Source organism: Streptomyces sp. TN58, assembly GCF_001941845.1.
In the GTDB taxonomy this organism is placed as follows: Bacteria; Actinomycetota; Actinomycetes; order Streptomycetales; family Streptomycetaceae; genus Streptomyces.
On the sequence record NZ_CP018870.1, the window covers coordinates 7,141,368 to 7,153,627 of the forward strand.

General features: G+C 74.4%; 13 protein-coding genes and 1 pseudogene. 7 read left to right on the forward strand and 7 right to left on the reverse strand.

Annotated features, from left to right (window positions below):
- Window positions 1-68 precede the first annotated feature (68 nt).
- Complete coding sequence (locus BSL84_RS32350) at window positions 69-305, forward strand: hypothetical protein (protein WP_045321312.1); 237 nt, start codon at window positions 69-71, stop codon at window positions 303-305.
- A gap of 20 nt (window positions 306-325) precedes the next feature.
- On the opposite strand, the gene BSL84_RS32355 is transcribed toward BSL84_RS32350, so the two are convergent.
- Both BSL84_RS32355 and BSL84_RS32360 read right to left on the reverse strand, forming a co-directional pair.
- Window positions 326-823, reverse strand: a complete 498-nt coding sequence (locus BSL84_RS32355) for a CAP domain-containing protein (RefSeq protein WP_075971806.1) — start codon at window positions 821-823, stop codon at window positions 326-328.
- Window positions 824-995: 172 nt separating this feature from the next.
- Window positions 996-1,529, reverse strand: a complete 534-nt coding sequence (locus BSL84_RS32360) for a DUF6817 domain-containing protein (RefSeq protein ID WP_234363587.1) — start codon at window positions 1,527-1,529, stop codon at window positions 996-998.
- A gap of 197 nt (window positions 1,530-1,726) precedes the next feature.
- Here BSL84_RS32360 and BSL84_RS32365 point away from each other — a divergent pair, with 197 nt between their 5' ends.
- Window positions 1,727-2,635, forward strand: a complete 909-nt coding sequence (locus BSL84_RS32365; protein WP_030029510.1) for a LysR family transcriptional regulator — start codon at window positions 1,727-1,729, stop codon at window positions 2,633-2,635.
- Here the strand turns inward: BSL84_RS32365 and BSL84_RS32370 are convergent.
- Window positions 2,600-3,859, reverse strand: a pseudogene (locus BSL84_RS32370) (MFS transporter); the annotation flags it as partial. The gene BSL84_RS32365 and the pseudogene BSL84_RS32370 sit on opposite strands and share 36 nt — an antisense overlap.
- A 38-nt stretch (window positions 3,860-3,897) precedes the next feature.
- Complete coding sequence (locus BSL84_RS32375; protein WP_075971808.1) at window positions 3,898-4,500, reverse strand: TetR/AcrR family transcriptional regulator; 603 nt, start codon at window positions 4,498-4,500, stop codon at window positions 3,898-3,900.
- 190 nt (window positions 4,501-4,690) lie between these two features.
- Here BSL84_RS32375 and BSL84_RS32380 point away from each other — a divergent pair, with 190 nt between their 5' ends.
- Window positions 4,691-4,936, forward strand: coding sequence for a DUF6158 family protein (locus BSL84_RS32380; protein ID WP_030035296.1), 246 nt, complete (start codon window positions 4,691-4,693; stop codon window positions 4,934-4,936).
- Window positions 4,937-4,965: 29 nt separating this feature from the next.
- Here BSL84_RS32380 and BSL84_RS32385 read toward each other — a convergent pair whose 3' ends face one another.
- Entirely contained in the window at window positions 4,966-6,345 is a 1,380-nt protein-coding gene (locus BSL84_RS32385) for a helix-turn-helix domain-containing protein (protein WP_075971809.1), read from the reverse strand.
- 212 nt (window positions 6,346-6,557) lie between these two features.
- Between BSL84_RS32385 and BSL84_RS32390 the strand changes: the two genes are divergently transcribed.
- Window positions 6,558-7,886, forward strand: coding sequence for a M64 family metallopeptidase (locus tag BSL84_RS32390; RefSeq protein ID WP_075972351.1), 1,329 nt, complete (start codon window positions 6,558-6,560; stop codon window positions 7,884-7,886).
- Window positions 7,887-7,967: 81 nt separating this feature from the next.
- Here BSL84_RS32390 and BSL84_RS32395 read toward each other — a convergent pair whose 3' ends face one another.
- Together BSL84_RS32395 and BSL84_RS32400 are read right to left on the reverse strand one after the other, a co-directional pair.
- Window positions 7,968-8,156 carry a DUF6381 family protein gene (locus BSL84_RS32395; RefSeq protein WP_030029698.1) on the reverse strand — a complete coding sequence of 63 codons (189 nt, stop codon included), beginning with the start codon at window positions 8,154-8,156 and terminating at the stop codon, window positions 7,968-7,970.
- Between the two features lie 183 nt (window positions 8,157-8,339).
- The gene (locus BSL84_RS32400) at window positions 8,340-9,113 is read right to left on the reverse strand and encodes a VOC family protein (protein ID WP_075972352.1); all 774 of its coding nucleotides are present in this window, start codon (window positions 9,111-9,113) and stop codon (window positions 8,340-8,342) included.
- A 240-nt stretch (window positions 9,114-9,353) separates the two neighbouring features.
- On the opposite strand from BSL84_RS32400, the gene BSL84_RS32405 reads away from it, so the two are divergent.
- The 3 genes from BSL84_RS32405 (at window position 9,354) to BSL84_RS32415 (ending at window position 12,233) form a co-directional block, all read left to right on the forward strand.
- Window positions 9,354-10,340, forward strand: a complete 987-nt coding sequence (locus tag BSL84_RS32405) for an isopenicillin N synthase family dioxygenase (RefSeq protein WP_030029701.1) — start codon at window positions 9,354-9,356, stop codon at window positions 10,338-10,340.
- 90 nt (window positions 10,341-10,430) lie between these two features.
- A complete protein-coding gene (locus tag BSL84_RS32410; protein ID WP_075971810.1) occupies window positions 10,431-11,615 on the forward strand; it encodes an alpha/beta hydrolase family protein in 1,185 nt (394 codons plus the stop codon).
- 84 nt (window positions 11,616-11,699) lie between these two features.
- Window positions 11,700-12,233 carry a GNAT family N-acetyltransferase gene (locus BSL84_RS32415; protein ID WP_030029703.1) on the forward strand — a complete coding sequence of 178 codons (534 nt, stop codon included), beginning with the start codon at window positions 11,700-11,702 and terminating at the stop codon, window positions 12,231-12,233.
- The last annotated feature ends 27 nt before the right edge of the window (window positions 12,234-12,260 follow it).

The window sequence follows — 12,260 nt, forward strand, 5'->3', positions numbered from 1 at the left end:
GCCGGTGCGGAGGGCGCCTCGTCCATGGCACAGTGCGATGAGCCCAGCCGCACCAGCAGGGAGCCTCCATGCGCGATCCGCACGTCACGCCGCTCGCGGCCGCCCCCGCGTGCCCGCCCGAGCCGGGCCCGCTGCCGTGCTGTCCGGTGTGCGGCCGGGTGCCGCAGCGCATCTCCTGGCGCCAGTGGCCCGGGGAGCCGGTGCTGCTGGCCTTCGACCCCTGCGGCGACCGCTGGGGTACCCCGGCTCCGCCGGTCCTCGCGCTCACCCCGCCGCGCGGACACGGTCACGCCGGCGCCGGCTGAACCGGCGCCGACGCGCCCGATCAGCTGGTGAACACCTGCACGATCCGGTCGCCGTTGACCGCGACGCCCGTCTTGGTGAAGCTGCAGTTCTTGATGTTGCCCGCGTGGCCCGTGCTCTTCAGCCACCCGTCGACGTGCACCTTCTCGTCGCCCGAACCCCACGCGATGTTCTCGGCGTACCCGTTGAACGTCGCCCCGGCCTTCTTCAGCCGGTCCGGGATGGACGAGCCGTCCGAGCCTGTGTGGCTGGTGGTCGTGTCGTTGGCGTACTCCTGGGCGGCGGCCTGCACCTGCGGATCGACCGTGAGCGGCTGACAACCCGCCGCGACGCGGGCTTCGTTGACGAGCTGGAGGACCTTGTCGGGGTCGGCCTGGAGCGGAACGGACGCGCGCGCGCCCACCGCGGCGGGCTCGTCGGCCGCAGCCGTCCCGGCGCCTGCGGCGCCCCCGAGGACCAGCAGCGAGGACGCACACACGGCGGTGCACCCGCGCCGTATTCGGCCGGATCCGAAAGCCATGGGAATACCTTCCTACTCGACGAGAAGCGGCAGACGCGGCGTACGCCGCCGCCGGTCACCCCCCATCCCTGCCGATTCTCCGCCGCACCCCGTCGCCCCGCATCTCCCGACGGCAAAAGCCCACGCCGCGGACCCTCAGCGGCCGCCGCGGCAGCGGTGCGCCGGCTCAGCCTCACGCGCCCACGAGCACTGCCTGGCACTCCCGCCACGCGGGCTCGCTCAACAGACCCCGCAACCGGCCGAACAGCGCCAGGAGTTCGCCGCCCCACGCCGCGCGGAAGGCCGGATCGACGCGCGCCAGGTCGAGTTCGTTCGCCGCCGACAGCTCCGCCAGGTCCCGCCGCGCCTCCAGGGCGGGGGAGTGGACACCGCCCGTGAACCGGTCGCGGTAGGACGCCCGCGCGTGGCCGAGCGCCGGATACGAAGCCGCCCGGTCGCAGGCGGCGTAGAGGTACACGATCGCCTCGGCCTCGCCGCCGATGACCTCGGCCAGCTCCGCCCGGCGCGCGAGCGGCAGCAGCACCTCGGGGAAGCCGTCGGTTCCGTAGAACGCGTGGCACAGGCCCGCCCGTTGCAGGGCCGGCCGGGCGCCCCAGGACGCGAGTAGTCCCTGGACACGCTCCAGGTGCGCCAGCAGGGTGCCGCCGGGGTGGGCGACGTCCTGCGCGCCCAGTTCGCGCAGCCATGCCACGGCACGTTCCGACACGGAAACCTCCCCGGGATCGCGGTTGTGGATCGGCGGTGGTGGGTCGGCACCCGCCCGCACCTTTCGCCGGGGGTCCGGACCCCGCGGCGAAGGCAGGGGCGGGTTGCCGCCCGGGCCCTGCATCGATCTTGATCCACCCCCATATCCAAGTCAATCCTCCTGTTTGCTCCCCACATCCAAGGAATATCTTGGGTCTCATGACCCTCGACGACCTCCGCGTGTTCGTGGCCGTCTGCCGCGCCGGCAGCCTCAGCGCCGTCGCACGCGACCTCGGCTGCACCCAGTCCGCCGTCAGCCAGCACGTCCGCCGCCTGGAGAAGCAGACCGGCACCAGCCTCCTCGAACGGCACGCCCGCGGCGTCGTGCCCACCGAGGCCGGCCGCATCGTCCAGGCGGCCGCCGCCGACGGCATCGCCGGCCTCGACGGCGCACTGCGCCGCGTGGACGACCTCGTACGGGGCGGCGGCGGTACCGTGCGCGTCACCACCGGCGCGACGACCGTGCGGCACTTCATGTCCGAGGCCGTCGTCTCCTTCCGCCGCGACCACCCCGAGGTGAGCCTGGAGTTCCAGACCGAGAACTCCAGCCGCAGCTGCTTCGACGCCCTCGCCGCCGGCGACCTCGACCTCGCCTGGATCACCGTCGGGGCCCCCGTGCGGGGCATCGAGCAGCGCCCCGTCATGGAACTGCCCTGGGTACTCGCGGTCGGCGCCGACGACCCCCTCGCCGACCGGGCCGCACTCACCCCCGCCGACCTCGCCGGGATCCGCCACATCCGGCTCCCGGAGAACTCCGCCTCCCGCTCCCACCTCGACGCCGCCCTCGCCGAGTCCGGCATCCACGTACGCTCCGACACCAGCGTCGCCGACTGGGACACCGCCCTGCTGCTCGCCGAACTGGGCCTGGGCCACGCCGTCGTGCCCGCCCTGCCCGGCTGGCAGATCCCCGGATCAGACGGGCCGCTGCGCCTCGTCCCGATCCCCGCCCTGCCGCCGCTCGCCGTCGGCTGGGCCGTCCGCCGCTGGGCCGCCCTCGCCCCGCCGGCCCTGGTCTTCGCCGACGAGGTCGTGCGCAGCTGCCGGGCGCGCGCGGCCGGGCAGCAGTGACGCCGCGGCCAGACCGGCCGCCGCCAGCGCGGCCAGCGCCACCAGGGACGCGCCGTGCACCCCGGCGCCCGCGGCGACCGCGATACCCAGGGCCGGACCGACGTTCATCGCCGTCTGCTTGAGCCCGCCGACCACCCCCGCGTACCCAGGCGGGGCCTCGCCGACCACCGCCCCGGTCGCGGTGACCATGACGGTCGTGAAACCGGCCCCGAGCACCGCGAAGGCCGGCCCCGAGGCGGAGCCGAGCCCGGCGATGCCGGCGACGACCAGGGCCGTACCGGTCAGCGCGGTCCCACGCGCCCCGAACCGGCGCAGCGCCACCCCCGCCACCGGAGCCCCGGCGACCATCACCGCCGTCAGCGGCAGTACCCGAAGCCCCGTGTCGAGCGCGTCCAGCCCCTGGACGTCCTGGAGCCGGAACGTCGCCGTGAACAGCGCCCCGAACATGCCCGCGGACACCACCAGCAGCAGCCCCATCGAGGCCGTCACCGCCCTGGCCCGGGCCACGGCGGGCGGCACCAGCGGCCGCGCGGACCGCCGCTCCCGCCGCACGAACCAGGCGGCGACCACGGCGGCGCCCGCGAAGCCCAGCAGCGTCGGTACGCCGCTCCACCCGTACTCCGGTACGCCGACCAGCGCGTGCACGAACACCGCGACGGCCGTCGCGAGCAGGGCGGCACCGCCGAGCTCCAGCCGCCCGGCCTCCGCCCGCGGTGGCGCGGGCGCCCGTACCGCCAGCGTCAGCGCGGCGATCACCACGGCCACGGGTACGTTCACCACGAACACCGCCCGCCAGTCCCACCAGGCGACCAGCAGGCCGCCCAGCAGCGGACCGGCCGCCGCGGCCACCCCGATCGCACTGGTCCGCACGGCCACCGGCGTGCCCAGCCGGTCGGCCGGATACGCGAGCCGCAGCAGCGCCAGCGTCGCCGGCTGGAGCAGCGCGCCGAACACGCCCTGCACGGCGCGCAGCGCGATCACCCAGCCCACGCCGGGCGCGAACACGATCCCCGCCGACGCCGCGGCGAAACCGAGCACGCCGACCAGCAGCAGCCGGGCGTGCCCGTACCGGTCGCCCAGCCGCCCGGCGACGACCAGGAACGCGGCCACCGCCAGCATGTAGGCGGTGCTCGTCCACTGGACCTGCGCCACACTCGCCCCGAGGTCGCGGCTCAGGCTCGGCTGCGCCACGGTCAGCACCGTCCCGTCGAGCGCTACGAGCATGGCGCCCGCCACGCTGACGATCAGGGAGATCCGCTGCCTCACGCCGGGACACCCCCGAGATGCGCGTCGACGGCGGCGTCCACCAGCCGTTCGACGCCCGCGGCCCGGTCCTCGCCGAGGACCAGCGGCAGGCTGCCCCAGCGCCACAGCTGCGCCACACCGTGCAGGTTCGCCCACAGGGCGGCGGCGGTGACGGCGGGATCGGCCGCCCCGCACCGGCCGGCGAGCGCGACGAGCAGGGAGAACAGCGGGAGGGTCGACTCCCTCAGCCGCGGCTCGTCCGAGGGGTCCTGCCCCCCGCTGTCGAGCAGGTCGTGCCGGAACATCAGCTCGAACATCCCGGGGTGCTCCAGCGCGTAGCCGACGTAGGCGCAGCCGATCGCCCGCACCCTCTCCCGCGGGGTGCACTCCCTCGCTGCGGCCGCCACCCGGGCGAACCGCTCGCCGAGATCGGCGAAGCCGCGCCGGGCGATCGCCGACAGCAGGGAGTGGTGGGTGGGGAAGTACCGGCGCGGCGCGCCGTGCGAGACGCCCGCCCGGCGGGCGATCTCGCGCAGCCCGAGGGCGCCCGTGCCCTCGCTCATGACGAGCTCGGCGCCGATGTCGATCAGCCGTTCCCGAAGGGGTCTCTCCTGGTCCATGGGGCTCTGTCTACCAGCGGGAGTAGACAGTGTCTACTCGCGGTAGGCGCAGGCAGTGGTGCACGCAGCGGTGCGGGCGGCGAGCGTGGCGGGGCGGGGCGGCGGGGGGCCCGGGCGGTTGGCGAGGACGCGGGGCGCGGTGCGGAGGATGATGGACTGGTCGGGGATCGGAGGAGGAGGTGCACGTGCCATGACGGAGCACGACGGCGGCCCGTCGGCGCAGGACCTGGAGGAAGGCCGGCTGCTCAAGGAGCTGGAGGCCATCCACCGCACACGCCACGAGACCTTGTTGCACGGGTCCGACGACGCCCTGGTCACCCATACCAAGCGGATGAACGAGCTGGAGCACGAATACGTGCGCCGCCATCCGCAGCGCGCCCAGACCGCCTCCCGTACGCGTTCGGGCGCCCGCGCCCGGACCAACGGCGAGCACTGACACCGCCCGCCCCGGCCCGCCCGCCGCGCTCAACGCGTACGGTCTCCGGCCGGCCGGGGGGCACCGGCCCGGGCGGGCCGGAACGCGGCCGCGGGCGCCGGGCCCAGCGTGGTGGTGCCCGGCGCCGCCGCCCGGTGCCCCAGACCCGTGCGGTACGCGTCCATCGCCGCCTCGACCCGGCCCGTACGCCGCAGCAGGTCGCCCAGCAGCCGGCACAGATCGGCGAGATCGCCCGTCGCCCCGCTGCGCTCCAGCAGGGAGAGCGCCTGCACGTAGTGCTCCTCGGCGGACTCCGTCTCACCGCGCTCCTCGGCCATCAGCCCGAGGAGCCGGTGCGCGCCGCCGGCGTGCACCGCGCCGTGGCTGTTGCCGAGGTCGAGCAGCGCGTCGAGCAGCCCGGTGGCCTCCTCCTGCCGGCCCAGCCGGCGCAGCACGTCCGCCAGCTCGACCTCCACCTGGGCCGTGTACAGGCCTGCCCGCCGGGCCGACAGCATGTCGCGGGCGGTGCGCAGCTCCCGTTCCGCAGGCCCGAGTTCACCGTTCTGGGCCAGTACGTAGCCGCGCATCCAGTGGCAGTGCGCCAGATCGGTGCTCAGCTGCAGCCGGCCGTAGATCTCCTGCGCCTTGGCCAGGGAGGCGTCGGCCTCGGCCATCCGCCCCTCGGCGAGGAAGGTCCGCGCCACCTGCCGGTGCATGCCCGCCACCAGCGCCGGATCGCTGACCTGCGGCGCCAGTGCGAGCGCCAGCTCCGCCGAGTGCGCGGCCCGGGCGTGGGCGCCCATGTCCATGTACGGCCCGATCACCGCCGCGTGCAGCATCACGAGCGCGTCGGGGTCGGCCAGCCCGCTCGCCCCCAGCTCGTCGATGGCGGACTCCAGCAGGTAGCAGGCATAGCGCAGCTCGCCCGCGAGCAGATGCGCCACGGCCCGCCCCCGCACCGGGCGGGCCCGCAGCGGTAGCGGCTCGTCGGCCAGCAGGCGTTCGGCCTCCTCGAAGTGCCCGATCGCCGCCTGCAGTTCGCCGGACTCCAGCGCGCACTCGCCGAGCCCGAGGCGGGCCTGCGCCTGCTCCAGGGCGAGCCCGAGCTCCTCCGCCTCGGTGAGCAGCCGGCGGTAGCGCGCAGCCGCCTCCTCGGCCGCGCCGGTGGTGAGTGTGCGCTGCGCGTCGGTGAGGGCCAGGCGCAGCTCGGTGGCCAGGTGGGCGGGGCGGCCGGTGGCGAGTTCCTCGTACGAGGTGCCCAGGCGGTCCGCGAGGAAGCGCAGCGCGGTCTCCGAGGGGCGCACCTTGCCGGACTCCAGGGTGGAGACGTAGGCAGAGGTGTAGGAGGGGTGCGCCAACTGCTTCTGCGTCAGGCCGCGTTCGACACGCATGCGTTGGACCCTGCGGCCGATCTGGCCCGGTTCGTCCATGGAAAACCCCCTGGTTGCTCGAACTCCCCAGTATTCAACCGGAGTACGCCATTGCGCACCTCCCGCGCGCCGCCTAGTTTAAGCAGCCGATTCAATGCGTTTATCAATCTGCTTAACTTCCTTTCCCGGGGGAGGACTTCATGGATCCGGTCACAGGCGCGTTCAGGCGGAGAAGGCGGCGGACACGGCGTCCGGTGCGTGCGGCGCTCGCGATGGTCTGCGCGACCGCCGCGCTGGTGGCCGCCGGCCCGGCGGGCGCGGCGGACACGGCGCCCGCGGCGCCCGCGGCGGGCGGCCCGGCCGGGGGCCGGGTGAAGGTCGAGGTCCCCGGGCCCGAACAGGGCGGCGACGCCGGATCCGGGCACATCCTGGTCCCGTCGGCCGGGAGCCCCGCGAAGAGCCCGGGCCGGCTCACCGAGGCCGAGCGGTCGGCCGACGGCGAGGTGACCAAGATCATCGACAACGGCTCGACCGCCGACCGGCTCGACGTCGTCGTCATCGGCGACGGCTACACCGCGGCGGAACTGCCCCGGTTCCGCGCGGACGCCGAGCAGAAATGGGCCGAGGTGGCGGCCGTCGAGCCGTACACCACCTACCGCGGCCTCTTCAACCTCTGGACCGTCGACGCGGTCTCCCGGGAATCGGGCGTCTCCGGCGATCCGGACCAGGCCACCGCCCGCGACACCGCCCTCGGCTCCTACTTCTGGTGCGACGGCATCGAGCGGCTGCTCTGCATCGACCAGCCCAAGGTCGACGCCTACGTGGCGAAGGCGCCCGCGGCCGACCTGGTCATCGTCCTGGCCAACAGCGCCAAGTACGGGGGCGCCGGCTACAACGAGCCCAGCGCCACCCTCGGCTACGAGGGCATATCGACCGCCTCCGCCGGCCACCCGAAGTCCGGCCAGGTCGCCATCCACGAGACCGGCCACTCGCTGGGCAAGCTCGCCGACGAGTACTTCTACCCGGGCGTCCCGGACTACGAGAAGTACACCGGGCCCGAGCCCGGCGAGTCCAACAGCTCCGGCCTGACCGCCGACCGCATGGCCGCGCAGCGGGCCAAGTGGTACCGCTGGCTCGGCGAGGAGTCGCCCGACGGCGGGACCGTCGGGGCGTACGAGGGCGGCAACTACTACGTGACGGGGCTGTACCGGCCCACCGACAACTCGCTGATGCGGCTACTGGGCAAGCCGTTCAACCTGCCCGGCGTCGAATCGATGATCGCGGGGTTCTACCGGCACGCGAAGGCCGCCACCGCGCTCACTCCGACGGACCGGACCCTGCGCATGCGCCACAAGGCGAAGGTCGCCGTCCCCAGGCTGACCGGAGCGGAGGGCCGGCAGCTCGTGGTCCGCTGGTACCTGGACGGCAGGGAGGTCCGGCGCTTCGAGGGGCGCACCGAGGTGTCCGTGGCCGAGCTGCGGCTCTTCGACCTGCGCACCCACCGCCTGTCGGTGACGGCCGAGGACCGCACGCCCTCGGTCCGCGACCCGAAGACCGCCCGTACGCTGCGCACCACGGTGGAGTGGAAGGTCCGGCTGTAGGCCGTGCGGCCGGCCGCCGCCGCGACGCCCGTCGCGGCGGCCACCGGCCGGGGCCCGGTGAGCCGGGAGGGGCCGCGCAGGCTACATGGGGTCCATGCCCCGGTCGTCCATGCGGCTCTCCTGCTCGCTCTGCTCCTGCAGACGGCGGGCCTTCTCCTGCAGCCGGCGGCGCTCCTCCGGATCGGTGGACCGCTCGGCGGCCTCGTTGAGCTCCCTGGCCTTGGTGCGCATCTGCTGGGACCGGCCGCGGGACTCGCCTGAAACGCTCATGATCGCTCCTTGCACTGTGGGGGAGAGCGGGCGGATTCAGCGAACCAGCCCCGCCGTGCACCCGCATCTCGAACCGTCCCCCAAGGTGATGCGCCGCGAACCGGCCCGGGTGGGGGCGGGCGCTGCCGGGCGTCCGCGGTCATCACACCGTCGGCCCATCCGGCGGCGCAGGCACCCGGCCGGTCAGTACAGGCCCGGCCGGGCGAGGTCCTCGTCGGAGTCCGCCCGCAGCTCGGTGGTGAGGGTGAAGAGCGCCCCGTCCGGGTCGCGCAGCGTCACCCACCGCTCCAGGGCGTTCGAGGTGATGTCCGAGACCATGCGCCCGCCGAGCATGACGGCCGCCTCGATCGCCGGCCGGAGCCTGGGCACGCGGAAATGCACGTGCCAGCGCGGCCGGGTGTGCGGCGAGTAGGCGGCGAGCTCGACGGGGCCGCTGTTCAGGCGGGCCACCGGCTCGCCGTTCTGCCGCAGGACGACCTGGTCCTCCTCGTAGGAGACCTCGCAGCAGCCCGGACGGTCGGTGGCCCATTCCAGGACCGCGCCGTAGAACATCGCCGCGTCGAGGGCGTTGCGGGTACGTAGTTCCAGCCAGGCCGGGAGCGGACCCTTGCCGGCCCGCCAGTCCGCGGCCACGTCGCCCTCCCAGATGCCGAAGACCGCACCGTCCGGGTCGGCGACGAGCGCCGCGCGGCCGCCGGACTCGAAGGAGACCGGACCGACCGCGATGGTGCCCGTCCGCTCACGGATGCGGTCCACCGCCACGTCGGCGTCGTCCACGGCGAAGTACGGGGTCCATGCCGCCGCGACCCCGAGATCCGCGGCCAGCGCCCCGATGCCCGCCACCGGGACACGGTTGAGGAAGGCCACCGAGAAGGCGGCGCCGAGGCGGGCCGGCCGGAACCGCCAGCCGGCCACCGCACGGTAGAAGCGCTGGGCCGCCTCCAGGTCGCGCGTCATCAGGCTCACCCAGCACGGAGCCCCGAAGACCTCCCGTGTCGAAATCTCCACCGCACGCTCCGTCCCTGAGGCACCCATCGTTCCATTCTGGTCCTTTTCGGGACGATCCACCCGACCTGAGACGGCCGATGCGCACAGAGGGTGGCCGGAAATTACGCACCGTTCCGGTCCCGCCCTCCTGTCCGCGGCGATAGCCTCGCCCCCGTAACGCACCGTGCGGCGTCGGAAGGCAGGTCTCCCATGGCCCCATCCCAGGTTCCCGTGATCGATCTCGGGCCGTGGCGGTCCGGCGGGCCGGAGGAACGGGCCGGTACGGCCGCCCGCGTGGACGAGGCCCTCCGCGCGGCCGGATTCCTGCTCGTGACCGGCCACGGCGTCGACCCGGCGCTCCCCGCCCGGATCCGGGACGCGGCCCGCGCGTTCTTCCGGCTGCCGGCCGCCCTGAAGGAGCCGTACGCCGTCACCGTCGGCGGCCGGGGCTGGCTGGGGCCCGGCGCCGAGGCCAACAGCTACGCGGAGGGGACCGCCTCGCCGCCGGACCTCAAGGAGTCCCTGTCCTTCGCGGCCGACGAACCGACCGGGCAGCCCGCCGTCGACGCCGAGTGGTTCCGGCCCAACACCTGGCCGGAGGAGGTGCCGCAGCTGCGCCCGCTGGTCACGCAGTACCTGGCGCGGATGCGGGCCCTCTCCGACGAACTCCTCGGACTCCTCGCCGCCGCCCTCGGGCTCGACGAAGACCTCTTCACGCGCCACACCGGCCACCCCACCTGGGGGTTCAACCTCAACTGGTACCCCGGCACGCAGACCGTGGGCACCCCCCTGCCGGGCCAGTTCCGCATCGGCGCCCACACCGACTTCGGCACGGTCACCGTCCTGGACCGGCAGCTCGGCTCGGGCGGGCTGCAGATCCACACCGACGCCGACGGCTGGCAGGACGCGCCCTACGACCCGGCCGCGCTCACCGTCAACATCGGCGACCTGATGGCCCGCTGGACCGGCGACCGCTGGCGCGCCGGCCGCCACCGCGTGCTGCCCCCGCCCGCCGACGCCCCCGCCGAGGAGCTGATCTCCCTCGTCTACTTCTACGAGTGCGACGCGCACACCCGGGTGGAATCCCTCCCCGCCCCCATCGGCCGGGTGCTGCACGACCCCGTCGACTCCCACACCTACCTGCGGGAAAAGCTCCGGGCCATCAGCGTTCCCGCAGGTACTGATACTTCGGAGTGACACGCGGCGCGCAACCCTCCCCAGGGGCTACGCCACGGATCAACCGGCAAGGTGACGACCTGCCAGGCCACGCCCCGTAGCGTCGGTTGCATGACCCGACGCCGCACAGCCAGCGCCGCCGCCTTACTCGCCCTGCTCCTGCCCCTCCCGCTCGCCGCCGCCGGCACCGCCGCCGCGTCGGCCTCTCCGTCGGCCCTCGCGTCCGCGCCGCCGTCCGCGGCCGAGCGCAGTCGGACCGCCGTCGAACTCCCGCGCCCCACGGGCCGTTTCGCCGTCGGCCGCGAGGACCTGCACCTGGTGGACCGCAGCCGGACCGACCCCTGGGCGGGCTCCGGACCGCGCGAACTGATGGTCACCATGCGCTACCCCGCACGGCGCGACACCGGCAGCGCCGCGCGCTACCTCACCCGCGAGGAGGCCCGGCTGCTCCTCGTCGACAGGGGACTGGAACAGGCCGTGCCCGTCGAGACCCTGGCCGGTACCGCGAGCGCGTCCCGCAGCGGCGCCCGCCCGCTCCCCGGACGCCACCCGCTGGTCGTCCTCTCACCGGGCTTCACCGTCCACCGCGCCACCCTCACGGCGCTCGCCGAGGACCTGGCCTCCCGCGGCTACGTCGTCGCCGTGGCCGACCACGCATACGAGAGCGTGGGCACCGTCTTCCCCGGCGGCCGCGTCCTCACCTGCCTGGCCTGCGACAGGTCCGAGGAGACGGGTATGCGGGCGGTCAGCGACAACCGTGCCCGCGACGTGTCCTTCCTGCTGGACCGCCTCACCGGGCCCCGCCCCGCCTGGCGGCACGCCGGCCTGATCGACCCCGGCCGCATCGCGATGGCCGGCCACTCCATCGGCGGCGCCTCGGCGATAGCCGCGATGGCGGCCGATCCGAGGATCCGCGCAGGGGTGAACATGGACGGGGGCAACGCCACCCCCGTGCCCGCCACCGGACTCGGAGGACGGCCCTTCCTCCTCCTCGGCGCCCAGGAGCGGGGCCCCGGCGGCAACGAGAGCTGGGACAGGGACTGGCCGCTGCTCGACGGCTGGAAGCGCTGGATCACCTTCGACGGCTCCGGCCACTTCACCTTCAGCGACTTCCCCGCCATAGGCGAGCAACTGGGCCTGAACGACCCCGACAGCCCGCTGCCCGGCGCACGCTCCGTCGAACTGACCCGCCGCTACCTCGGCGCCTTCCTCGACCGGTACCTGCGCGGCGAGTCCCGGCCCGTCCTGGACGGCCCCTCCGCCGACGCCCCGGAGGTCCGCTTCCACACCCCGTAGCCCGCCCGGCCCCGGCCGTGTCCGGGGAGCGGGCGGCGACGGCCGATTACCGCCGGCCCGGCGGGTTTCGGCAGGATGTGCGGCATGACCGAGATCCGCACCCCCCGACTCCTCCTCCGCCTCTGGACCGACGACGACCTCGTCCCCCTCTCCGAGATCCACGCCGACCCGGAGGTGATGCGCTGGGTCGGCGACGGCTCCACACTCGGCCTCGACGAGACGGCCGAGGCGATCGAGCGCTGGGAGGAGGAGTGGGACGAGGAGGGCTTCGGCCTCTTCGCCGTCGAGCTCCTCGGCTCCGGCGAGCTCATCGGAGCCGTCGGCCTGTCGGTCCTGGAGGACCTGCCCGACGCACGGGCCGACGTCCAGATCAGCTGGCTGCTCGGCCGCCAGTACTGGGGCCAGGGCTACGCCTCCGAAGCCGCCCACGCCACCTTGGAGTTTGCCCTGCAGGACCGCGGCCTGGACCGCGTCGTCGCGGTCCACCGGCTCGGCGACACCGCCTCCGAGAACGTGACCCGCAAGCTGGACATGGTGCGGGAACGCGAGACCACCCACCCCCGGTACGGGCACGCCGTACAGGTCCACGGCATCGACCTCACCGAGTACGAGGCCTGACGGCCCGACCGGACACGGCACGGCGGG